The sequence below is a fragment of the Caulobacter segnis genome, from assembly GCF_031454995.1.
Lineage (GTDB): Bacteria > Pseudomonadota > Alphaproteobacteria > Caulobacterales > Caulobacteraceae > Caulobacter > Caulobacter segnis_E.
Genome location: NZ_JAVDRV010000001.1, coordinates 1,263,275 through 1,283,609 on the forward strand (window position 1 = coordinate 1,263,275; position 20,335 = coordinate 1,283,609).

Annotated in this window: 27 protein-coding genes and 1 pseudogene; 11 read left to right on the forward strand and 17 right to left on the reverse strand. The window is 66.5% G+C overall.

Annotated features, from left to right (window positions below):
* Window positions 1–30: 30 nt before the first annotated feature.
* The 3 genes from J2728_RS05880 (at window position 31) to J2728_RS05890 (ending at window position 1,860) form a co-directional block, all read left to right on the forward strand.
* Window positions 31–288, forward strand: a complete 258-nt coding sequence (locus J2728_RS05880; protein ID WP_309997420.1) for a helix-turn-helix domain-containing protein — start codon at window positions 31–33, stop codon at window positions 286–288.
* A gap of 71 nt (window positions 289–359) precedes the next feature.
* Window positions 360–1,205, forward strand: a complete 846-nt coding sequence (locus J2728_RS05885) for a DUF7946 domain-containing protein (RefSeq protein ID WP_309997422.1) — start codon at window positions 360–362, stop codon at window positions 1,203–1,205.
* Entirely contained in the window at window positions 1,186–1,860 is a 675-nt protein-coding gene (locus tag J2728_RS05890; protein WP_309997423.1) for a toll/interleukin-1 receptor domain-containing protein, read from the forward strand. Before J2728_RS05885 ends, J2728_RS05890 begins: the two co-directional genes overlap by 20 nt.
* 38 nt (window positions 1,861–1,898) lie before the next feature.
* On the opposite strand, the gene J2728_RS22250 is transcribed toward J2728_RS05890, so the two are convergent.
* Window positions 1,899–2,264 carry a helix-turn-helix domain-containing protein gene (locus J2728_RS22250; RefSeq protein ID WP_404979710.1) on the reverse strand — a complete coding sequence of 122 codons (366 nt, stop codon included), beginning with the start codon at window positions 2,262–2,264 and terminating at the stop codon, window positions 1,899–1,901.
* A 79-nt stretch (window positions 2,265–2,343) separates the two neighbouring features.
* On the opposite strand from J2728_RS22250, the pseudogene J2728_RS05895 reads away from it, so the two are divergent.
* The 3 genes and pseudogenes from J2728_RS05895 to J2728_RS05905 all read left to right on the forward strand — a co-directional run.
* Window positions 2,344–2,853: pseudogene (locus tag J2728_RS05895) on the forward strand (magnesium chelatase subunit ChlI family protein); the annotation flags it as partial.
* 36 nt (window positions 2,854–2,889) lie between these two features.
* On the forward strand, window positions 2,890–4,440 hold the full coding sequence (locus J2728_RS05900) for a response regulator (protein WP_309997425.1): 1,551 nt from the start codon (window positions 2,890–2,892) through the stop codon (window positions 4,438–4,440).
* 35 nt (window positions 4,441–4,475) lie between these two features.
* A complete protein-coding gene (locus J2728_RS05905) occupies window positions 4,476–6,173 on the forward strand; it encodes an AmpG family muropeptide MFS transporter (RefSeq protein ID WP_309997426.1) in 1,698 nt (565 codons plus the stop codon).
* Here the strand turns inward: J2728_RS05905 and J2728_RS05910 are convergent.
* The 3 genes from J2728_RS05910 to J2728_RS05920 form a co-directional block, all read right to left on the reverse strand.
* Window positions 6,170–7,003 (reverse strand): S1 family peptidase, encoded by an 834-nt coding sequence (locus J2728_RS05910; RefSeq protein WP_309997428.1) that lies wholly within the window; start codon window positions 7,001–7,003, stop codon window positions 6,170–6,172. The two genes, J2728_RS05905 and J2728_RS05910, sit on opposite strands and share 4 nt — an antisense overlap.
* Before the next feature lie 19 nt (window positions 7,004–7,022).
* Window positions 7,023–7,451 (reverse strand): DUF350 domain-containing protein, encoded by a 429-nt coding sequence (locus tag J2728_RS05915; protein ID WP_309997429.1) that lies wholly within the window; start codon window positions 7,449–7,451, stop codon window positions 7,023–7,025.
* An 85-nt stretch (window positions 7,452–7,536) separates the two neighbouring features.
* On the reverse strand, window positions 7,537–7,977 hold the full coding sequence (locus J2728_RS05920; protein ID WP_309997431.1) for an SRPBCC domain-containing protein: 441 nt from the start codon (window positions 7,975–7,977) through the stop codon (window positions 7,537–7,539).
* 50 nt (window positions 7,978–8,027) lie between these two features.
* On the opposite strand from J2728_RS05920, the gene J2728_RS05925 reads away from it, so the two are divergent.
* Window positions 8,028–8,363: an ArsR/SmtB family transcription factor gene (locus J2728_RS05925; protein ID WP_309997432.1), complete on the forward strand. Its 336-nt coding sequence runs from the start codon at window positions 8,028–8,030 to the stop codon at window positions 8,361–8,363.
* On the opposite strand, the gene rlmN is transcribed toward J2728_RS05925, so the two are convergent.
* The 4 genes from rlmN to J2728_RS05945 all read right to left on the reverse strand — a co-directional run bounded on the left by rlmN (window position 8,360) and on the right by J2728_RS05945 (window position 11,494).
* On the reverse strand, window positions 8,360–9,571 hold the full coding sequence (gene rlmN / locus J2728_RS05930; protein ID WP_309997434.1) for a dual-specificity RNA methyltransferase RlmN: 1,212 nt from the start codon (window positions 9,569–9,571) through the stop codon (window positions 8,360–8,362). The genes J2728_RS05925 and rlmN overlap by 4 nt on opposite strands.
* Before the next feature lie 83 nt (window positions 9,572–9,654).
* Window positions 9,655–10,455, reverse strand: coding sequence for an SDR family NAD(P)-dependent oxidoreductase (locus J2728_RS05935; protein WP_309997435.1), 801 nt, complete (start codon window positions 10,453–10,455; stop codon window positions 9,655–9,657).
* Window positions 10,456–10,514: 59 nt separating this feature from the next.
* Entirely contained in the window at window positions 10,515–11,309 is a 795-nt protein-coding gene (gene cysQ / locus J2728_RS05940) for a 3'(2'),5'-bisphosphate nucleotidase CysQ (RefSeq protein ID WP_309997436.1), read from the reverse strand.
* Entirely contained in the window at window positions 11,306–11,494 is a 189-nt protein-coding gene (locus J2728_RS05945) for a DUF3553 domain-containing protein (RefSeq protein ID WP_309997437.1), read from the reverse strand. Before J2728_RS05945 ends, cysQ begins: the two co-directional genes overlap by 4 nt.
* A 66-nt stretch (window positions 11,495–11,560) precedes the next feature.
* Between J2728_RS05945 and chpT the strand changes: the two genes are divergently transcribed.
* The 3 genes from chpT (at window position 11,561) to J2728_RS05960 (ending at window position 13,517) form a co-directional block, all read left to right on the forward strand.
* Window positions 11,561–12,244 (forward strand): histidine phosphotransferase ChpT, encoded by a 684-nt coding sequence (gene chpT / locus J2728_RS05950; RefSeq protein ID WP_309997439.1) that lies wholly within the window; start codon window positions 11,561–11,563, stop codon window positions 12,242–12,244.
* Between the two features lie 68 nt (window positions 12,245–12,312).
* Window positions 12,313–12,690 (forward strand): response regulator, encoded by a 378-nt coding sequence (locus J2728_RS05955; RefSeq protein WP_201723009.1) that lies wholly within the window; start codon window positions 12,313–12,315, stop codon window positions 12,688–12,690.
* Entirely contained in the window at window positions 12,687–13,517 is an 831-nt protein-coding gene (locus J2728_RS05960) for a CheR family methyltransferase (protein WP_309997441.1), read from the forward strand. The genes J2728_RS05955 and J2728_RS05960 overlap by 4 nt, the downstream gene beginning before the upstream one ends.
* A 3-nt stretch (window positions 13,518–13,520) precedes the next feature.
* Here the strand turns inward: J2728_RS05960 and J2728_RS05965 are convergent, their stop codons facing one another.
* The 5 genes from J2728_RS05965 to nepR form a co-directional block, all read right to left on the reverse strand.
* A complete protein-coding gene (locus tag J2728_RS05965; protein WP_309997442.1) occupies window positions 13,521–14,531 on the reverse strand; it encodes a hypothetical protein in 1,011 nt (336 codons plus the stop codon).
* Between the two features lie 236 nt (window positions 14,532–14,767).
* Window positions 14,768–14,908, reverse strand: coding sequence for an entericidin A/B family lipoprotein (locus J2728_RS05970; protein WP_013081087.1), 141 nt, complete (start codon window positions 14,906–14,908; stop codon window positions 14,768–14,770).
* A gap of 110 nt (window positions 14,909–15,018) precedes the next feature.
* Window positions 15,019–16,710 (reverse strand): sensor histidine kinase PhyK, encoded by a 1,692-nt coding sequence (phyK, locus tag J2728_RS05975; protein ID WP_309997444.1) that lies wholly within the window; start codon window positions 16,708–16,710, stop codon window positions 15,019–15,021.
* Complete coding sequence (locus tag J2728_RS05980; RefSeq protein WP_099537139.1) at window positions 16,707–17,312, reverse strand: sigma-70 family RNA polymerase sigma factor; 606 nt, start codon at window positions 17,310–17,312, stop codon at window positions 16,707–16,709. Before J2728_RS05980 ends, phyK begins: the two co-directional genes overlap by 4 nt.
* A 2-nt stretch (window positions 17,313–17,314) precedes the next feature.
* Entirely contained in the window at window positions 17,315–17,500 is a 186-nt protein-coding gene (gene nepR, locus J2728_RS05985) for an anti-sigma T factor NepR (protein WP_297512500.1), read from the reverse strand.
* Window positions 17,501–17,726: 226 nt separating this feature from the next.
* On the opposite strand from nepR, the gene phyR reads away from it, so the two are divergent.
* Window positions 17,727–18,527: an anti-anti sigma factor/receiver protein PhyR gene (gene phyR / locus J2728_RS05990; protein WP_309997447.1), complete on the forward strand. Its 801-nt coding sequence runs from the start codon at window positions 17,727–17,729 to the stop codon at window positions 18,525–18,527.
* Window positions 18,528–18,624: 97 nt separating this feature from the next.
* Here the strand turns inward: phyR and J2728_RS05995 are convergent, their stop codons facing one another.
* From J2728_RS05995 to J2728_RS06010, 4 genes are all read right to left on the reverse strand, one after another.
* Entirely contained in the window at window positions 18,625–18,888 is a 264-nt protein-coding gene (locus tag J2728_RS05995) for a hypothetical protein (RefSeq protein ID WP_309997449.1), read from the reverse strand.
* A gap of 23 nt (window positions 18,889–18,911) precedes the next feature.
* The gene (locus J2728_RS06000; RefSeq protein ID WP_309997451.1) at window positions 18,912–19,112 is read right to left on the reverse strand and encodes a hypothetical protein; all 201 of its coding nucleotides are present in this window, start codon (window positions 19,110–19,112) and stop codon (window positions 18,912–18,914) included.
* Window positions 19,113–19,388: 276 nt separating this feature from the next.
* Window positions 19,389–19,853, reverse strand: coding sequence for an OmpA family protein (locus tag J2728_RS06005; protein ID WP_309997452.1), 465 nt, complete (start codon window positions 19,851–19,853; stop codon window positions 19,389–19,391).
* A gap of 84 nt (window positions 19,854–19,937) precedes the next feature.
* On the reverse strand, window positions 19,938–20,282 hold the full coding sequence (locus tag J2728_RS06010) for a YMGG-like glycine zipper-containing protein (protein ID WP_309997453.1): 345 nt from the start codon (window positions 20,280–20,282) through the stop codon (window positions 19,938–19,940).
* Window positions 20,283–20,335: the final 53 nt, after the last annotated feature.

Genomic DNA, 20,335 nt, shown 5'->3' on the forward strand with positions numbered 1-20,335 from the left:
GAAGGGCTGGTCCAGCGAGTTCCAGCCCATATGTCGAAGTCGGCCTTTACCGACGCCTATGCTTCCGTGGTCGCAGCCGTCCGCGAGCTACGTCTTGAGAAGGGCGTGAGCCAGGTGGAACTCGCTCGCCGCTTGGGGCGGCCTCAGCAGTTCGTCTCGTATTTCGAGACCGGCGTTCGCCGGATTGATCTAGTGGAGTTCGTGGTTATCGTCCGGGCGCTGGGTGGCGACCCCAAAGAGCTGTTCACGGAGCTGGCCGACGCCATGCCGATGGATACGACTATCTGACAAAGCGAAGCTTTGCTTTACAGGCTGTGCGTGAATAGCGCTAAATTCTCGCGAGAAGGTTGGGGGAACCAATGTCGACCGAGAGCTACTCGCGCGAAACGCTCTTTACCTATCGATATGAAGACGGAACCGATCGCCATCTTTTGCCGGCGGATGAGGGTTCGTGGAGCCTCGAAGGCATCGCACATGCTGCCACCCTAGCGACGCATTTCCTGGTCGAAGGAAAGGTGCGACACCGGGCTCCCTACAGCGACAAATTTCGTATCTACATTGCGCCGCCAACTGCGGGGAGTTGGGAGACGCAGTTTGTATTGGCGTTAGCGAGCCCTGAAGCATGGGCCGGGGCTATTGTTGGCGGCGCGATCGGCATTCCAACACTGGCCTTCAAGTTGCTCCGACGCATAGGCAATCGGGCTACCGGCGTTACACCTAAGAACGACGAGACGAAGGCTATCGAAGAAAGGCACCAGGGCAGCTTTGATGCGTTGGTTGAAGCGGCTGAGCCGTCCCTAATACGAGCGCATAGGGTCATAACTTCCGACCGCACGACGCTCGATTTCTCCGCTGGCAGCTTTAAGTTCTCCTTTAACAAAGAGACGAAGACTTACATCGAGACCAATGTCGTTGACGACCAGCCGAGCGCAGCCGTTGGCAACGTCGCCAGCTTCAACGTGAATAGGCGTACTGGCCGAATTTTCATCGACAATCTTGGCCGCAGCGTCCCGTTCCTCGTCCACAAGGACGCTGATCACGGGACTTCGATAGCGCTGGCTCGCAGCTTGGAAAATTATGCTTCGACCCGACTTGCAAATAGCGATCTTCGTTTGAGGTTCCGTGCCACCAGAGCGCCCGATGGGTCCGTCAAACGGGTTGTCATCTACTCGGCACAATTCCTCTTTGGCATTCATCGGCCTTAGCAGCATGTATGCATTTCTGAGCTACCAGACTGCGGACAAGATAGTCGCCGGACACGTACAGAAGCTCTTGGATGGGATCGGGATCAAAGCGTTCCTCGCTCACGAGGACATTCAAGTCTCGCACGAATGGCGCACTACGATCCTCGAGGAGATCGGCAAGGCGGACGTCTTCATTCCCATCCTGAGCAAGCATTATTTCCTGTCTCCCTGGTGCGTACAGGAATCCGGCATCGCGGCGTTTCGGGACGGCCTGTGCATCATCCCGCTATCGCTCGACGGCTCCATCCCGCCGGGGTTCATCTCGAACATTCAATCGACGAAGGTCGATCCCGAGAACATCCTTCTGAAAGACCTCCTTCCAGGACTGGCAAAGAAGGATTTCGCGCTCGTCTTCGACATCCTGACGCGCGCAATTAAAAGCTCTGGCTCGTATCGAGGCGCAGAAGCGAATTTCGAGCGCATCCTCCCCTTCATTCCCAGAGCTACCGATGAGCAGATCGCGGCACTGCTGAAGGCCTCCACGGTGAATGGTGAGGTTATGCATGCAAGCCTGTGCGCCACAAAATACCTGCCGCCGCTACTCGCGAGCCACGGGCACCTGCTCGACGACGAAACTAGGGCCGAGCTGGGGGAAGTTCTCGCTCGATACGCTTAGAGAAGTGCGCAACGCATTCAACGAACCTCGGACAAGAGCTATTCCCGCATTGGTCGGCTGACAGGCTCCAGAAAGCCTTCGACAAGAGTGCCAAAACGCAGCTGAGGCTTCCATACACCACTCTCCCACCGCCCGTACGTCCCCTCATCCACACCCACGGCTTTGGCCGTTTCCTGGATCGTAAGGCCTCTCCGCCGACGCTCCGCGAGGAGCTGTTCCGGAAGCGTCACTGGCTGAGGCCACGGCTCTCTTCCGAGAAACCGGATGATAGCCGGATAGAACCGTGGCAGCGGCTCCCGCGCGTCCTGCTCCCACCACATCAGGCTCTTCCAACTCGTGCCGAGCATTGCCGCCACGTCTATCCGGCGTAAGTGCAGTTCGTGCCGCCGCCGCCGGAGCTGCATGCCGAGGCTCTCACCTTGCAGAGCAAGGATCTCAGGCTTTCTCGCCCGCAGCAGCACCGGAACCCCGGCTAACAATAGGGCAACGCGGCCATGCCGCTGTGGTCACGGCGGCGCGGGTCGCGGCGCGTGCGGAAAGGCCCCTCGCTGCCAGAAGGATTACCAGGGGCGCGTATCTGGCCCGCTGATGGATCGGATCGACCTGGCGGTCGACATGCCGGCCGTGACGGCGGCCGATCTGTCCCTACCGCCCCCTTCCGAAGGGTCCGCCGAGGCCGCCGCGCGGGTGGCCCGCGCCCGCCGCCTGCAGGCGGAGCGCGCCGCGGATCTCGATGGCGGCGAGGCGCTGAATGGCCGGGCGGAAGGCGCCTTTCTTGAAAAGATCACCGCGCTGGACGAGCCTGGTCGCGCGTTACTGGCTCGCGCGGCTGAGGCGGGGCGCATCAGCGCGCGCGGCTGGACCCGTGTCTTGCGGCTAGCCCGCACCATCGCCGACCTCGAGGGCGCCGACGCTGTCCGGCGCGTGCACGTGGCCGAGGCGCTCGCCTACCGCCGGACGGCGAGCGTCGGCGAGGAAGCCTTACAGGGTTGACCCCCCGTTAATTCGCACCGGCTAAGGTCGCGTCTCATGAGCGACCCCAAAGCGACGGTTGGGCGACCCGGCGTCACGCCCGAGCAGCTGGCCACCCTGAGCCATGAATTCCGCACGCCCCTGAACGGCGTGCTGGGCATGGCGCGCCTGCTCGAGAACACCAAGCTGACGGCCGAGCAACGGTCCTATGTCACCGCCCTGCGCGAAAGCGGCGACCATCTGCTCGCCCTGGTCAACGACGTCCTTCACTTCGCGCGCCTCGGGGCCGCCTCCATCGAACTGAGCCTGGCGCCGGTCGATGTCGAAGGCCTGCTGCGCCAGGTCGCCGAACTGATGAGCCCCCGCGCCCACGAAAAGGGCGTGGAGATCGCCTGGGCGCTGACCGCGCCTCTTCCTGTGATCCAGGCCGACGAAGGCCGTTTGCGGCAAATCCTGCTGAACTTCGCCGGAAACGCCGTGAAGTTCACGGAGGCTGGCGGCGTCCTGCTATCCGCCTCGGCCGGCGAGAACGGTCGGCTGCGCTTCTCCGTGGCGGATACGGGGCCGGGTGTCGCGCCCGAAGCCCGCGCCCGCATCTTCGAAGCCTTCGTCCAGACCGATATCACCCATAGCACCCAGCTGGGTGGCGCTGGCCTGGGCCTGGCCATCGTTTCGCGCCTCGCCACGGCCATGGGCGGAGAGGTCGGCGTCGGCGGCGAGTTGGGACATGGCGCCGAGTTTTGGTTTGAAGCCCCCTTCGAGACGGCCGCCCCCGCCCCCCGCGACACCCCTCTTGCTGGCCGCAACGTGGCGATCGCCTCGCCCAACGCCATTGTCCGCATCGCCACGGCTCGCCAGATCGAGGCCGCCGGCGGCCGAGCCTTCACCGCCGTCGACGTCAACGCGGCCCTGACCGGCGCGCCCGCCGACGCCGTACTGCTGATCGACGCGGCGCTGTCTGGTTCGCGCGGCGGGCTCAAGCCGCCGTCCGGTCGCAAGGCCGTGGTGTTGCTGACGCCCGAGCAGCGCGACCGCATCGATCCGCTCAAGGCCGTCGGCTTCAGCGGCTACCTCATCAAACCGCTTCGGACCGCGTCGCTGGTCGCCCAGGTGCTTCAGGCCGACGCCGTCGAGGCCGCGCCCGGCCCAAATCCGCACCATGACGACGACCGCATCGCCGGCGCCGTGGCCCACGGCGTTCGCGTGCTGCTGGCCGAGGACAACCCGATCAACGCCTTGCTGGCCCGCACCCTGCTGGAACGCGAAGGCTGCAAGGTCGACCGTGTCGCCGATGGCGAACAGGCGATCGCCGCCGCCGTGGCCGGATCCTACGACCTGATCCTGATGGACGTGCGCATGCCTGGCATGTCGGGGGTCGACGCCGCCCGCGCGCTCCGCGCCAAGGGCGTGGCCGCTCCCATAGCCGCCCTGACCGCCGACGCCTTCGACGAGGACAAGCGCGCCTGCCTGGCCGCCGGCATGGACGATTTCCTGGTCAAGCCATTGACCCAGGAAGCCCTGCGCGACGTGCTGAGACGTTGGACCACGACGGGCGTCTCGGGCTCCGGCTGGACGAAAGGCGCGACGCGATCCAAGGTCGCCGGCTGAAGCGAGGGCGGTCCCCTCGCCTGGGATTTCGCCGCATGACCGAGCAGACCAAGGACGCCAAGGCCAAGCCCGAGAAGAAGAGCCTGCTTGAGACGCTTGCCTTCTTCGGCGAGCGGCGCAGCCTGGTGATGTTGGGTCTCGGTTTCGCATCCGGCCTGCCCTACATGCTGATCTTCGACACCCTGTCGCTGTGGCTGCGCGACGCGGGCCTGTCGCTGGCGGTGATCGGCTTCTTCAGCCTCGCCACTCTGTCCTTCTCGTTCAAGTTCCTTTGGGCGCCGCTGATCGACCGCGCCAAGGTTCCCGTGCTGCACGGCGTTCTGGGGCACCGCCGAGCCTGGATGCTCGTCTTCCAGACGACGATGATCCTAGGGCTCTGGATGATCTCGGGCCTCAACCCGGCCGCGAATCTGGCTCTGCTCGGCGCCGTCGCCGTCGCCGTGGGCTTCGCGACCGCATCGCACGACATCGTCATCGACGCTTGGCGCATCGAGGTCGCCAACGACGAAGAGCAAGGACCGATGGTCGTCGCCTACCAGTGGGGCTTCCGGGTGGCGATGATCGCGGCCGGCGCCGTCCCGCTTCTGCTCGCGGAACGCTATGGTTGGAACATCTCCTACGCGGTCATGGGCGTGGTGGTCGGTGTCGGCCTGCTGGCCACGCTCTGCGCGCCCCGCGAAGCCGAACACACCATCCGCCCCATTCCCACCGGCGACGTCAAGCAACCCAAGGCGCTGGAAATCGCTGAGTGGCTAGCGCGTCTGGCGATCCTGCTGATCGGCGCCTTGGCGCTGGGATCGGGCCTCGCAGGCGACGCCACCCTTCTTTCCAAGCTCGTCGGAGGCGAAGCGCTGGCGGAGGCCTGGACCGCGAAACCGAACGGCGTCTGGCTGCAGTTGCTCGGCGTGGCCGTGGGCCTGGGCATCGTCGTGATCGCGGCCTGGCCCATTCCCAAGGTGCGCACCAAGCCCGGCGTCTACATGTCGAAGGCGTTCGGCGAACCCCTGGGCGAATTTCTCACCCGATTCAAAGGCGTCGCCGGCCTGATCCTGGCCGCCATCTGCGTCTACCGCGTCTCCGACTTCGTGCTGAACATCATGAACCCATTCTACCGGGACATGGGCTTCTCGCTGACCGAGATCGCCGAGATTCGAAAGGTGTTCGGCATCATCGCGTCGATGGTCGGGGTGTTCCTGGGCGGCGTGGTCGTCGCGAGGCTAGGCCTCATGAAGGCGCTCGTGATTGGCGCTTTCGCCCAGCCGATCAGCAACCTCATGTTCGCCCTGTTGGCCATGAGCGGCCACAACATCCCCATGCTGTTTATCTCGATCTGCCTGGACAACGTGGCCGGCGGCGTCGCCGGCACGGCCCTGATCGCCTACATGTCGAGCCTGACGTCGGCGGGCTTCACGGCGACCCAATACGCCCTGTTCTCGTCCCTCTACGCTCTGCCGGGCAAGCTGGTGGCCTCGCAGTCGGGACGCATCGTCGAAGCTTCGGCCCGGGCGGCCGAACAGGGCGGGCCGATCGGCATGCTGAAGAGCCTGTTCACGCGCCTCCCGCCCGAGAGCTTCACCGCCGCCGGGGCGAAGCTGGGCGTCAGCGCCCCGGCGCTCGCCGCGGGCTACACGGCCTTCTTCATCTACACCGCGTTGATCGGCGTGGTGGCGATCGTGCTGTCGTTCATGGTCGCGTCCCGCCAGAAGCCAGACGAGACGCCGGCTCAGGCCTAGACTCCCAGGCACACCACCTGGGCCACCCGCAGATCGCGGCGAAGGCCGTCGGCCACGCGGCCATAGTTCTCGGTGGTGATCGGCTCGCTCGGCGTGAACTCCGAGGGCGAGGGATGGCGGCGAGGGCCAAGCAGGGTCTTCAGGGTCTCCGGCGCGGTCGTGTAGATACGGCCGCGACGCGGCGCCTCGGCGACGGTGACGCCGATCACCCGACCCGCCGCGTCCAGCGCCGGAGCGCCAGACAGACCCGAGAGCGTGCCCTTCAGGGTGTCGGTGCGCCCGACCTCCGCCCAGACCAGCACCGGCTCGGTGCGGGCGCCGCGACCATGGACCACCAGATTTTCGCGCCCCAGCAGCCGCGACGCCGCCTCGCCCGGATGGCCCTGAGGGAAACCCGGATGGTAGGCCCGAGCGCCCCGACGCAGGGGCTGGTCGATGCCCAAGGGCACGGCGGGCGCGCCACCCTCGGTGGTCAAGATAGCCGCGTCGGCGCGCGGATCGACATGAACCCTGGCCGCGACGCCCCGGCCGTCGGCGACGACGATCGCGGCTTGCTTGCAGCCATCGACGACATGGCGGGCGGTGAGCCAGGCGCCGTCGTCGCCGATCGAGAAGGCCGTACCAGATCCCGGCTCTGGCCGGTCGGGCACCTGCACGACGATGGAAGGATCAAAAGGCGAAGACGGCCCCAAGGGCAGGCCTTCCTCGCCCGGCACCGGCGGCGGCGGCGGCGGCGCGTCGGATCGCTCCTGCCTGCCGACAGCGACGATCAGCAGAGCGCTGACCACCGCCGCGTAGACCAGCCAGTCGGGGAGCTTGGGGAAATGCACCAGGACGCTCCGCGCCCGCTCAGCCCGCCACGGCGGCGGCTAGGATCAGGGCCGTGCTCAGCTTCGCCCCGACCAGCAAGGCGGCGGCCGAGATTTCACCGTCGTTGATGCGCTCGGGAAGGCCCTTCAGCACCATGTCAGTGCAGCGGAAGACGAGCAGTTGCACGGCCGTCGTCGCCGCGCCCCAGATCACGATCTCGACGACCGACGTGGCGGCGCTCAGGGACACGGCCAGCGGGATCGCCAGACCCACCATCACCCCGCCGAGGGACAGGGCGGCCGCCGAGTTGCCTTCGCGGATCAGGGTGATCTCCTTGTGCGGCGTCATGAGCGCGTAGAGCGTCGCGCCCAGGATCAGCATGATCAGCGTCACGCCCGCGTGCAGCAGGGTGATCGGGAAGCCCGTGGCGAAAGCCTGGACCTCGGGCGACTGGAGCTGGGACGGCATGGACGCGAACTACCCCCGGAAAGGTGCGGCTCACTGACTAACACGGCAGGCCAAGGCTTGCGTAGGGGGCGCGTGCATCGACGAACTACTTGTAGAATCCGTCGCGGAGATTCAGGCCGTGCTCGACGAAGACCTTCAGGGCGCAGAGCATGCCAGTCCAGCCCTCGCAATTGCCGAACGCGGCCTTTTCGCCCTCCGTCGTCTCCCGCCAGCCTGTCTCATGGATGCGGACGAGGGTCCGACCATCGCCGGTATCGGAGAAGGTCATGGTGACGGTCGTCGTGTCGCCCGTTGGAGACCCCCAGCGGAGCACGATCCTCTCGTTCTGGACGACCTCCACCACATCGACCGGAAAGGCGCCGGGAAAGTCGTGGAAATCCCAAGTGACGACGGCGCCGGTTTCAAGCCGGCCCTTCGCGCCGCCCGTGGTGAAGTAGCCCGAGAGCTTCCTGGGGTCGGCCACGGCCTCGAACACCTCGGCCACCGGGCGGGCGATGCGGCCGCCAACCGTGAATTCGTGCGCCATGGGACGCCTCCATCCTTGCTGCCGAGGACAATATGTTATAATTTTATAACATGTCAAACGAAGACGAGGCCGACCTGATCTTCAAGGCGCTGGGACATCGCGTCCGTCGCGCCATGCTGGATCTGTTGAAGGCCGAGTCCCTGACCACCGGGATGCTGTGCGCCCGCTTCCCCACGCTGGACCGTTGCACGGTGATGCAGCACCTCGGCGTATTGGAAGAAGCCGGCCTGGTTGTCGCCGACCGCCGCGGGCGAGAGCGGTGGAACCACCTGGACGCCCTGCCGATCCACGCCATCCACGAGCGCTGGATTGGTCCCTACGCGGCCTATGCGGCGAGCATGCTCAGCCGACTGAAGAAGAGGGTCGAGGAAGGCGAAGAGGCTTAAGCCGCCTCGTCGTCATCCTCGCTGAGCACGCCGGCCATCGCCGCGAGCGACAGCTTGCGCAGCGCCGACGCGCGGACCTTCTCGCTCTCGCTCTTCAGCTGGCCGCAGGCGGCGAGAATGTCGCGGCCACGCGGAGTGCGGATCGGCGAGGAATAGCCGGCCTTGTTCAAGATGGCGGCGAAGGCCTCGATCGTCGCCCAGTCCGAGCACTGATAGTCGCTGCCAGGCCACGGATTGAACGGGATCAGGTTGATCTTGGCCGGGATGCCCTTGATCAGCTTGACGAGGGCGCGGGCTTCCTCGGGGCTGTCGTTGACGCCCTTCAGCATCACGTACTCGAACGTGACGCGACGGGCGTTCGACAGGCCCGGATAGGCGCGGATACCGGCCATAAGCTCGGCGATCGGATACTTCTTGTTCAGAGGCACCAGCACGTCGCGCAGGGCGTCGTTGGTGGCGTGCAGGCTGATCGCCAGCATGGCCTGGGTCGTCGAGCCCAGCTTCTCCAGCATCGGCACGACGCCCGAGGTCGAGACGGTGATCCGACGACGCGAGATGCCGATGCCCTCGTTGTCGCTGATGATCTCGATCGCGTCGGCGACCTGGCCCAGATTGTAGAGCGGCTCGCCCATGCCCATGAACACGATGTTCGAGAGCTTGCGGTCTTCCTTGTCCGAAGGCCATTCGTCCAGATCGTCCTTGGCGACCTGCACCTGGGCGACGATCTCGGCCGTGGTCAGGTTGCGGACCAGCGGCTGGGTGCCGGTATGGCAGAAGCTGCAGTTCAGGGTGCAGCCGACCTGGCTGGAGACGCACAGGGCGCCGGCGCGGCCGACGCCCGGAATGAAGACGCTCTCGACCTCGATGCCCGGCGCCATGCGGATCAGCCATTTACGGGTGCCGTCCTGGCTGACCTGACGCTCGACGATCTCAGGCCGGGCGATCGTGAAGGCCTCGGCCAAACGCGCGCGGGTTTCCTTGGCGACATCGCTCATGGCCGCGAAATCGGTGACGCCGCGATGGTGAATCCAGCGGAAGATCTGGGTCGCCCGCATCTTGGCCTTGCCGTGCTCGACCACGCCGCTCTCGACCAGGGCGGCGACCAGCTGCGGGCGCGTGAGGCCCGACAGGTTGACCAGCGGCTTGGTGACGGAGGTTGCGGGCGCGGCGTCGGACGAGACGCGCGACAGGTCGAGGGTGACGCTCAAGGGGATGTCCGGATCTTCGGGGTGCGGGCGGACATATAGCAGGTCCGAGCCGGTTTTCCAAAAGGACCAGGCGCCGCGGCGCGTCAGACCTTGCGGAACCGGCCGCCCTGGTTGGCCATCAGCGCCAGGGCCCAATCGTCCGGCAGCAGCTTGGCGACGGCGGCGATGGCCTTGTTCGGCGAGCCCGGCACGCAGATCGGACGGTTGGCCTCGGCCGCCTCGTACCCCGCCGCCGCGACCTCGTCCGCGCCCAGCCACATCCACTCCGGCACGCCCTGACTGACCTGGGCGCGGGTGCCGTTGACGTCGTGGAATTCCGAATAGGTGAAGCCCGGGCAGAGCGCGCTGACATGCACGCCCGTCGACAGGTTCTCCAGATGCAAGCTCTGGGAGAACTTCACGAGGAACCCCTTGGTCGCCGCGTACAGCGTGTGCCCCGCCGCGCCAGGGACCAGACCCGCCAGCGAGGCGACATTGGTGATCCGGCCAAACCGCCGCTCGACCATGCCCGGCAGCACCTTGTGGGTCATTTCGCAGACGGAGGTCAGCATCACCCGCAGGAAGGTCGCCTGGTCCGCCCAGCTCGTCGCCGCATAGGTTCCCGGCAAGCCATAGCCGGCATTGTTGATCAGCGCGTCCACCACCCGCCCTTGCTCGGCCACCGCGGCGAGCACCGTGTCGACACCGGTCGGTTCGGCGAGGTCGGCGGCGACCACATAGGCTTCGCCGCCAGACCGTAGCTTGATCTCGGCCGCCAGGGCCTCGAGACGGTCGGCGCGACGCGCGGTCAGAACCACGTCATAGCCATGGCTGGCGTAGATGCGGGCGGAGGCGGCGCCGATGCCGGCGGAGGCGCCGGTGATCAAGGCGAGACGGCGGGCCATGCGATCGATCCGTTAAGAGCCAAAACTTCGCCGGACAGCAGCACGGCCAATGATTTGGTTCAAGCCGCGCCGCCGCGCGCCACGAACCAACCATTACGGAACCCCTGATCCGCCTTGCCATAGGTGAAGGGCGAGCCGTCGGGTTGGGTGAAGCTTCCGCCGGCCGCGACCAGCACCGCGTGGGCGGCGGCGGTGTCCCATTCGGACGTCGGGCCATGGCGCGGATAGATGTCGGCCGAACCTTCGGCGATCCGGCACATCTTGATCGAGGAATCCATCGCCGTGCGGAGGTCGAACCCATATTCCGCGGCCAGCTCGGTGGCCTTTTCCTCGCGCATCGTGTGACTGATCAAGCCCAAGGCTTGACCGGTCGGCCAGGGCCTGACGCGAGCCGGCGCTTCCGGGGCGTCGGGACCCGTGCGCTTCATCGCGCCCTCGGCGGTGGTGTACCAGATCTCGCCCGTGGCCGGGGCGCAGACCGCGCCGGCGACTGGAAGCCCGTTCTCGATTAGGCCGATATTCACCGTGAAGTTCAGGTCGCCGCGTACGAAGGCCTTGGTGCCGTCGACGGGGTCAACGAGGAAGAAACGCGACCCGATGGCGTCGGGCGTCCCGAACTCGCTGGCGTGCTCCTCCGAGATGACGGTGACATCTGGAAACGCCTCGGCCAGGCGTCGCAGGATCAGGCGCTCGCCGGCCCGATCGGCCTCGGTGACAGGACTCTCGTCGGCCTTTTGGGCCACGGCGAGCTCGGTTCTCCAGAATGGCAGGATGACCGTCGCGGCCTCTTCGGTGATCCGGGCCAGGGCGCGACCCCAGTCGGCCAGATTTTCGGTCGTCGCGGTATCGCTCATGCCTGTCCTCGAGGGTCGTCGCCGACGAACTCCAGCCGGACACGCCGACCGTCGATCGTCCGCTTGCCCGCCTCTTCGAAATTGACGGTGACCCGATGTCCGATCACGGACTGAACCTGCCCCAAGCCCCAGTCGGGCTGGTCGGGGTGGCGCACCAGGACGCCCGGCTCTAGAAACGGATCCATAACGGCCTTCCTGTAGAGGCTTGGGCCAGTTTGCCAAAGCCTCAAATCACGGCAAAGTCCGCCGCCATGACCGATATCGTCCCCGAGACCGTCTCCGCGCCCCCGACGTCCCCCCAAGCGGACGTGCAGGGCCCAGACTTCGCCGCCATGCTGGCCGCGCGGCTGTGCCACGACTTCATCAGCCCGGCCAGCGCCATCGTCTCGGGCCTGGATTTACTGGAAGATCCGTCCGCTCAGGACATGCGCGACGACGCCATGAACCTGATCGCCTCCTCCGCGCGCAAGCTGGCGGACCTCCTGCAGTTCACGCGCGTGGCTTTTGGCGCCTCGGCCTCGGCCGAGAACTTCGACAGCCGCGAACTGGAGAAGCTGGCGCAGGGCGTCTTCGCCCACGTGCGTCCGACCTTGAACTGGGCGATCGAGTCTCAGGCGATGAACAAGCCGTCCGCTCGGGCCGTGCTCAACATCGCCCAGATCGCCGCCAGCGCCCTGCCCGCCGGCGGCGTGGCGACGGTCAAGGGCGTGGCCGCCGATGGCCGCTTCTCGATCATCGCCGAGGCGATCGGTCCTCGCGCCCGCCTTCGCCCCGAGGTGCTCGCTGGCCTGAAGGGCGAGCCGTTGGCCGAGGGCCTGGGCGGCCCGTGGGTCCAGGCGGCCTATCTGAACGCCCTTGTCCGCGCCGCGGGCGGGCAGATCGCGTGCGAGGTGGGCGAGGACCGCGCCTCGATCGCCGCCTGGGTGCCGGCCTAGATCTTCATCTCCCGTCGAAATGCGGCAAACCGCTCCTTAACCAGAAGCCCTCATGGTGGTCCTCTGGATTGGAGCACGCCGTGAAGACCTGCCTGGTGGTCGACGACAGCCGGGTGATCCGCAAGGTCGCCCGCCGAGTCCTCGAGGACATCGGCTTCGACATCGCCGAGGCTTCCGATGGCATGGAGGCTCTGGCCTGGTGTCGCGCGGCCATGCCCGACGCCGTGCTGCTGGACTGGAACATGCCGGTGATGAACGGCCTGGAATTCCTGCGCCACCTCCGCAAGGAGCGCGGGGGTGATACGCCGAAGGTCATCTTCTGCACGGTTGAAAACAGCATCGACCGCATCCGCGAGGCGCTCGACGCCGGCGCGGACGAGTACATCATGAAGCCGTTCGACGGCGACATCATCCAGGCGAAGTTCGCCGAGGCGGGTCTTCTGTGACCCCCGAACACATCGACCTCCTAGCGGCGCTTGGACGCGCCCGCGCCGGCGTGCGGGTCGAGGTCGAAAAGCCCTACCTCGTCGAGAGCCGCCTGACTCCGCTGACGCGGCGCGAGGGCTTCGAGAGCATCGAGGCCCTGATCGACGAACTGCGCGCCAAACGAGAGGAAAGGCTGATCTGGGCGGTCGTGGAATCGCTTTGCCGCACCGAGACGACCTTCTTCCGGGGACGGGAGGCTTTCGCGGCCCTTCGTGATGGCGTGTTGCCATCGCTCTCCCACCGTCGCGAGGCGCCGCTGCGGATATGGAGCGCCGCCTGCGCCACCGGGCAGGAAGTCTATTCCGTCGCCATGGCGGCCGCCGAGGCGACCGGACTCGCCCCGGGCGCGCGGTTCGAGTTCTTCGGTTCGGACCTCTCCGAACGGTGTCTGGAGAAGGCCCAGAGCGGCCTCTACACCCAGTTCGAGGTCCAGCGAGGGCTGCCGATACGCATGCTCGTCAAGTATTTCGAGAACCAGGACGACACCTGGACGATCTCGCCCCGCATCCGCCAGATGGTGCGCTGGCGGCGGATCAATCTGCTGTCCGACCTGTCGGCGCTCGGCGTCTTCGACGTGATCCTGCTGCGCAACGTCCTGCGCAACATGGTCCCGGCGCTGCGTGGCAAGGTCGTCCGCGGTCTGGCGGCCCGACTGGCGACGGACGGCGTTCTGGTTCTGGATCCCGAGGACGACGTCTCCGAACTCAACGATATCCTCGTCGCCGCCCCCGGCGGGGCCGGCCTCTATCTGCGCGACCCGAGCATCGGAAGCGCCGTCGCGGCCTAGAACCTAGGCCTTTCGGAGCTTACCCCGCGGGCGCGCCAGGGCCACGCCCCCGGTCAAGCTGGCAAGGATCTCGATCATCCGCGCCATGATCCCGACCTTGGTCGGCGGAAGCGCCGCGAAGGCGGGCGCGAGCTTGCGAAACAGGATCGGCGGCGCTCCGGGGCCGACAATGGCTTCGCGCAGGCCCATGACTTCCACCACCGCGCGCGCCGCCCTCCGCCATTCGATGGGCGGGGCCGCCCAGTGCGGCGCCGGGGCGCGACAGTCGGAAAAATCGGGCGCCAGCCCGCAGCCCTCCGCGATGGCGGCCTCGATCTCACGCGCATAGGCCTGGTCGCGCGCCAGCCGATCGACATCGATCACGAGATCGGCGTGCGGCAAGGCCTTGAGGAGCGACGCCAGCCAGACGGCGAGGAAGGCTTGGAAGGACAGGCTGGCCGGACGGCGCTTGAACGCCCGACGCACGGCCGACAAGCGCTGGGATAGCGGTCCGACGCCATCGAAACGCCGGCCAAGAATCCGCTCGGCGGCGTCTCGCCATCCGTCCATTTCGGAAAGCAACACGTAGTGGCACAGCTCGAAATAGGTGGGTCTAGGACGGCGGCGGAGCGAGTAGAACGACAGCCATTGCTGCACGGGGTCGCGCACCAGCACGATATGGAATCCGCCAAACCGCTTCCTGAGCCATCCCGCGCGCCCAAGCGTGCGGCAGCAAGCCAGCAAGGGCGTTTCCCCTCGACTCCGCGCCGCGTCGATCAAGCCTTCGACATAAGCCTGCTGGGCCAGGTCGCTGGCCTCGGGCTCGATCCAGAAGCGGTCCAGCGCGAAACCGGCGTCAAAGCCTCGGACACCGCCCGCCGGGTCGAGGACAACCGCGAACTCCTTTAGGTAGGGTTCGCTCCCGCCGGGATGCCGCAGGCCGCTATTGTCAGGTGTTTCAGCCCCGATCGTCTCAGCGGTCAGACGCGCCAACTGCTCGTGCCAAGGCTCGTAATAGGCTCGAACGTCCGGCACGGCTCGAAAGCGATGCCATATGTAGGTGCTGGAACACCGCCAGCCGCTATGAATGAAAACAGCGCCGCTCGACAAACGCCACATCCCTCTATCAGAGGGACTACGATCCACCGGCTGTTTTTCAGGCGTGTCTCTGGCCAGCGGTTCAGGATTTCGCCGCGGAAATACTCCGAGATGATTGAAAGAAAAAGGCCCGCTGTTTCCAGCGGGCCTCCAACTCCATCGCTCCAGGAACGTCAGTTGTTCTTGACGTCCTTGGCCGTGTCCGTCACGGCCCGCCCCGCCGACGAGACGTCCTTGCCGGCGCCTTCGACCGTATTGCAGGCCGCGACCGACAGGCTGGCGGCGAGGGCGGCCAGGATCACCAGTTTACGCATGGTCTTCTCCGCTGTTCGCCTTCCAGCATCGTGGGAAGGCTGTGAAACAATCGCCCCGAAAGAACGTCAGCGGCGAAGCTCGGTTCCGGTCTAGATTTCAGGTTTCAGATTCAGGCGAGACCGCCCGCCTGAGGCGTGGGAAAGACAAGACGCACCGTCAGGCCGCGGGGCTCTCGCGTTTCGAACGCGACCTGTCCTCGCAACTGCCTGGCGAACGCGGTCATCAGCGTTCGGCCGACGCCGCCGCCCAGGCTTTCGGCCGCGCCGGGGCCATCGTCGCTGATCGAAAGCTCGGCCTCTTCGCCGCGAACATGGAAGCCCACCCGTAGGGTTCCGCCCGCCGGCCCAAAGGCGTGCTTCTGAGCGTTCGTGATCGCCTCGACCGCGAAGAGGGCGATGGGCGCCAGGCGATCGGGATCGATGACCAGCGGGTCGGCGTGGACCTCGGTGCGAACGAGGCTGGACGTTCCCATGTCGTTCGCCAGCAGTTGAGCGGTGAGCTCCTCGAGGAACGGACGCAGATCCACCCGCTTCAGATCGGGGCCCTGATAGAGCGCCCGATAGATCTGGGCCAGGGCCGTGATCCGTTGGCGCGTGTCGTTCATCGCCGCCTTCGCCGCGGGGTCGGCCAGGGCGCGTTGCTGCATGTTCAACAGCGACGTGATGATCTGCAGGTTGTTCTTCACGCGGTGATGGATCTCGCGCATGAGCGCGTCCTTCTCCGCCAGGCTGTCCATCAGCGAGGCGTCCCGGGCCACGATCGCGCCCGCCATGGCGTCGAGGGTGGCGGCCAACTCCCGGATTTCCGGCGGGGCGCGTTCGGCTTGCAGAGGCCGCACCGTGAAGCGCCCACGGGCGTAGATCGCCGCCACGCGTTGCAGATAGACGATCCAGCGGATGACGCCTCGCTCCGCGGTGAACCAGACGGCGCCCAAGCCGAGCACGAACGCCAGGAGCGGCAGGAAGAGGCGTGAGATCGGGTTGATCCAGGCCCAAGACAGCAGTCGCGGCGCCGGCGCCGACAGGATGACGAACACGTCGTCATTGACCAAGGGCGCGGCCGAAAAGGTCCTGTCCCGGCGCTGCCCGTCGCGCGCGGTCCACAACGCCGCGCCGCGCCGCGCGGCCTCCTCGCGCCAGCCGCTCGGCGGCGCGCCAAAAGCCGCTGGATCGGTGGCGGCGAAGACGCGGCCGTTCGAGTCGGCCAGCGCCACTTCCGCTCCGCCGGGCAGGAAACGGTTCGCGGTCTCCACCTTTAAATCGTCAAGCGTCAGGACCGCGGCCATGGCGCCTTCGAACTCTTCCGGAGAGCCCGCGCGAACCGCCGCCAGGACCGACGGCTCGTTGGCGTAGGTCGCCCCTGGATTGGCGGCCACGACGAGAGTCGCCCCGCCCCTCAAGGACTGGAACCAAGTCCGCGCGCCGCGTTGCGGATCATAGGGCGTCGTAGCGGCGGCGCAGGCCACGCGACCGCGAGAGTCAAAGCGGATCAGATTGGCGTAGCCTGGCAATCTCGCCCGGACATCGGCCAAGCGCTGGGCGCACTCCAGGCCCACCGAACGAGGGCCCAGGGTCTGCAGAAGCACGCCAGCGGCCTCGATGCGCGCGCGCGCGATCGCCGCGCTGCGCCCCGCCGCCAGTTCCAAGCTCTGGCGGCGAGAGTCGGCTTCCGCGCGAAACGCGAAAATCGACTGCATGCCGCCGAGGATGAGCACAGGCAAGAGCGCCACGCACAGGGCGATGGCGAGGCGAACGCGGATGGACGTGACGGCCCGCGCGGCGTGGCCGGCGAACACATTCACCGCAGAGAGCTCAACCGCTCCGCGTCGGCCAGGATGGCGTGCATCGCATCTCCGGCGGCCGCGCCATCGCGGTCATAAGCGCCCGCCTCTAGAATGGCCTGCAGGGCGCGACGAGCGCGGCTGACGCGGCTCTTCACCGTGCCGACGGCGCAGCCGCAGATGTCAGCCGCCTCTTCGTAAGCGAAACCGCCAGCGCCCACGAGTATCAGCGCTTCCCGCTGCTCGGCGGGCAGCATGGCCAGACCCAGGCGGAGCTCGTCCAACGCGACGGGCGCCTCCGGGTCGTCCACGGCGACCAGGGTCCGCTCGGCGGCCTCCTGATCGAGCTGACTTTGGCGCCAGCTACGACGCTTCTCGGAATAAAACTGATTGCGCAGGATCATGAAGGTCCAGGCCTTCATGTTGGTGCCCAACTGGAAGCTGGCGCGCGCGTCCCACGCCTTCATCATGGCGTCCTGCGCCAGATCGTCGGCGGCGGTCGGATCGCCCGTCAGGGTGCGGGCGAAGGCGCGCAGATGCGGGATGAGGGTGACCAGCTCGCGCTTGAACAGAGCGTCGCGCGCCGGATCGGGCGCCGAACGCCCCACTTTTTCCTCGGCCATCGTTATTGGCCTCCCGCCGGCGGCTCTGCCTTGCGCAGAATATCGAGGAATTCGTCAGGAACAGGTTCGTTGACGACCTCGTCGAACATCTGGCGCAGCTTCACGCCGATGGCCTGTTGGCGCAGACGCGCCTCGTCAAGCGCCGCGGCGCTCTTGCGTTTGTCTTCCATGGGTACGTGTTCGATCATGTCCTCGACACCGAAGTGCATCGGCGTCCGCCCCCTTTGGCCGAATGTCTTTCCGCCGAATGACAACGTGCTTTTCCGTATCGGGTTCCATAAGCTTGGGCATAAGATGGCAAAAATCCTCGACCGGCGGAACCGGTCTGTTGAGGAGGCGTTATCGAGCTTCGACGGAACGGCGCAGCTTGACTGTGCGTTCTAACGTTTTCGAGACACCGCATCGGGAGGGGTCATGAGTCTTCTTGCTCGGCTGGCGCCGCATCTGCCTTACATCCGCCGTTACGCTCGCGCCCTGACCGGCGACCAAACCACCGGGGATCATTATGTCCGCGTGGCCTTGGAAGCGCTGGCGGCCGGAGAGCGCTCGCTGGACGACGACCTGTCGCCCCGCGTGGCGCTGTACCGTGTGTTCCACGCCATTTGGCTAAGCTCCGGCGCTCAGCTCGAGGCTCGGCGCGATGAAAGCGTGAGCTCCGCGGATGACGCGGCGCAGCGCCTGATGCGCATCGCGCCCCGGTCGCGCCAGGCTTTTCTTTTGACGGCTCTGGAGGGCTTCACCCCGACCGAAGCCGCGCAGATCCTGGGCTGCGACTTCGGCGAGATCGAGCGACTTATCGCCGACGCCCAAGCCGAGATCGACGCTGAACTGGCCACCGAAGTGCTCATCATCGAGGACGAACCTGTGATCGCGGCCGACATCGAGGCGCTCGTTCGCGAACTGGGTCATGACGTCACCGATATCGCCGCCACGCGTGGCGAAGCCGTGGAGGCGGTCGCTCGCCGCACGCCCGGTCTCGTGCTCGCCGACATTCAGCTGGCGGACGGCTCCTCGGGCATCGACGCGGTGAAGGACATCCTTGGCCGCCTGGACGTTCCGGTCATCTTCATCACGGCCTTCCCGGAGCGGCTGCTGACGGGGGAGCGTCCCGAGCCCACGTTCCTGATCACCAAGCCGTTCCAGCCGGAAACGGTGAAGGCGGCGATCGGTCAGGCCCTGTTCTTCCACCCTCGGCGTACGCGCAAGGCCGCCTGACGCTCGCGGATCGAATGATGAGAACGGCCTCCCGATTGGGAGGCCGTTTTTATTTGGCCGCGAGCACGCGCGACCCATGGCGCTTTAGGGTGTCTGGTTAGGGGGTCTGGCGCGCCGGCTGTTGCGGCGTGGTGCCCGCGCGAGCTTCCGCCGGCGTGTTCGCGCCCGTGTTGTCATCCACGGCCGCGAGGTCACCGGCGCGGAAACTCCAGGCGCCGAACAAGGCCAGGGCGGCCAGCACCGTCGAGACGATGAGGATCCAGAAGATGTGGCGCCCAAAGCGCCCCTGGCGAGCGCGCGTCGCGTTGATCGAAGACGTGGGCGGCGCCTGATCGGCCGTGTTGTGGATGTCGGTGGGCATGGGGTCCTACCTCCTGAAAAGTCCTAGGGAGCCCAGGACGTGGTGACATCGGCGCGCGCCAACGCGGCGGCGCGATGATTGAAGCTCATCACCGTGGCGGTGGAGATCGCGGTCACGGCGATGACGACCAGGGCCAGGAGCCGATCGCGCCGACGGCGCTGACGCTCGGTGAGCGCCTGGACAAAAGCCGTTCCGCCATGTTCGGCCTGATAGGTCCGGATCACGACGCATCTCCCCTCGTACGACGGCTTTCGCGCCGCCTGGGAAATCAACGTCCCGTCAACTCCGCCGTTCCCTCTTGAGCGCGCTCACGACGTTCGCGAAAAAAAATCGCGCCTAGCGGGAACTCTTCCAGGGGAGCGTCGTTTCTATCTTCGCGAAGGCGGCGACGCCCCCCCCGACTTGAGGCTGGCGAGAGCCAGCCTGCCGCCTTCGCACCCCCCTTTGTTGATGCGAACTCTTAGGCGGACCGGTTATCCGGCCCGCCTTTCTTCGTTTTCTCAACGGGCCTTGGGCGTTAGATCGAAAATGATGTCCGCGCGTCGGCGCAGGGGCGCGGCGGCGCCTGACACCGTCGTCGCGCCAGCGTCTCCGACGGCCGTCAAATCGAAATCGGCCTTGCCTAGTCCATGCGCCGCGAGCGCGCCGGACACCGCGTCGGCCCTTCGTTTTGAAAGCGCGAGATTGGCGGGCGAGGCTCCAACCGCGTCAGCCAGGCCTATGACCCTCACGGACCTAACCTGGCACCCACGGGCCTGAGCTCGCGCGTTCGCGAGCACCATCCTCGCCTCGGGCGTCAAGGCGGCGCTGTCCTGATCGAAATAGATCGACGAGGTGAAGCCCGCGCAGTTGGCGCCAGCCGCGGCGACCGGTCTCTTCAAGGTTCTCCACGGCCCGCCGGTCTCGGCGCAGGCCGTCAGCGCCAGAACAGCGCCGATCAGGATCGTGACTCTCGTCGTCTTCATGGCTTCCCTCCTCCATTTGCGCGAATACGAAAAAGGCGACCGGCACCGCCGATCGCCTTTCGAAATGAGCGTGACGTCCACCGCCTAGTAGCGGGGAGCGCCGTCTTCCCAATAGTAACGACCGCTGCGGGAGTCATAGTAATAATAGCGACCCGCGCGCTCGTCGTAATACTGGCGGCGATTGACCGAGTTCGCGCCGCAGCCGCCGTCCTCGCGACAGCCCTTGACCGCGCCCACGGTGCCGCCCAGCGCCGCGCCAACGGCCGCGCCGGTGCTAGCGCTGCCGCCGCCGACGTTGTTGCCGATCACCGCGCCGGCGAGCGCGCCGAGCGCCGCGCCGCCGGCGGCGTTGCGTTCCACATTGCCGGTCGAGGTGCACGCCGCGGCGAGCACACCCACGCCCATCAGGGCGATCATGGTCATCTTCATCTTGGCTCTCCGTTCCGAGCTTGTCCCCTGCGCAGCAAACGGCCACCGTCCGG

Coding starts and splice junctions, on each gene's coding strand:
- J2728_RS05880 (WP_309997420.1), top strand. CDS start 31: ATGTCGAAGTCGGCCTTTACCGACGCCTATGCTTCCGTGGTCGCAGCC.
- J2728_RS05885 (WP_309997422.1), top strand. CDS start 360: ATGTCGACCGAGAGCTACTCGCGCGAAACGCTCTTTACCTATCGATAT.
- J2728_RS22250 (WP_404979710.1), bottom strand. CDS start 2,264: ATGCAGCTCCGGCGGCGGCGGCACGAACTGCACTTACGCCGGATAGAC.
- J2728_RS05900 (WP_309997425.1), top strand. CDS start 2,890: ATGAGCGACCCCAAAGCGACGGTTGGGCGACCCGGCGTCACGCCCGAG.
- J2728_RS05905 (WP_309997426.1), top strand. CDS start 4,476: ATGACCGAGCAGACCAAGGACGCCAAGGCCAAGCCCGAGAAGAAGAGC.
- J2728_RS05915 (WP_309997429.1), bottom strand. CDS start 7,451: ATGCCGTCCCAGCTCCAGTCGCCCGAGGTCCAGGCTTTCGCCACGGGC.
- J2728_RS05920 (WP_309997431.1), bottom strand. CDS start 7,977: ATGGCGCACGAATTCACGGTTGGCGGCCGCATCGCCCGCCCGGTGGCC.
- J2728_RS05925 (WP_309997432.1), top strand. CDS start 8,028: ATGTCAAACGAAGACGAGGCCGACCTGATCTTCAAGGCGCTGGGACAT.
- J2728_RS05935 (WP_309997435.1), bottom strand. CDS start 10,455: ATGGCCCGCCGTCTCGCCTTGATCACCGGCGCCTCCGCCGGCATCGGC.
- cysQ (WP_309997436.1), bottom strand. CDS start 11,309: ATGAGCGATACCGCGACGACCGAAAATCTGGCCGACTGGGGTCGCGCC.
- J2728_RS05945 (WP_309997437.1), bottom strand. CDS start 11,494: ATGGATCCGTTTCTAGAGCCGGGCGTCCTGGTGCGCCACCCCGACCAG.
- chpT (WP_309997439.1), top strand. CDS start 11,561: ATGACCGATATCGTCCCCGAGACCGTCTCCGCGCCCCCGACGTCCCCC.
- J2728_RS05970 (WP_013081087.1), bottom strand. CDS start 14,908: ATGCGTAAACTGGTGATCCTGGCCGCCCTCGCCGCCAGCCTGTCGGTC.
- J2728_RS05980 (WP_099537139.1), bottom strand. CDS start 17,312: ATGGCCGAGGAAAAAGTGGGGCGTTCGGCGCCCGATCCGGCGCGCGAC.
- nepR (WP_297512500.1), bottom strand. CDS start 17,500: ATGATCGAACACGTACCCATGGAAGACAAACGCAAGAGCGCCGCGGCG.
- phyR (WP_309997447.1), top strand. CDS start 17,727: ATGAGTCTTCTTGCTCGGCTGGCGCCGCATCTGCCTTACATCCGCCGT.
- J2728_RS05995 (WP_309997449.1), bottom strand. CDS start 18,888: ATGCCCACCGACATCCACAACACGGCCGATCAGGCGCCGCCCACGTCT.
- J2728_RS06005 (WP_309997452.1), bottom strand. CDS start 19,853: ATGAAGACGACGAGAGTCACGATCCTGATCGGCGCTGTTCTGGCGCTG.
- J2728_RS06010 (WP_309997453.1), bottom strand. CDS start 20,282: ATGAAGATGACCATGATCGCCCTGATGGGCGTGGGTGTGCTCGCCGCG.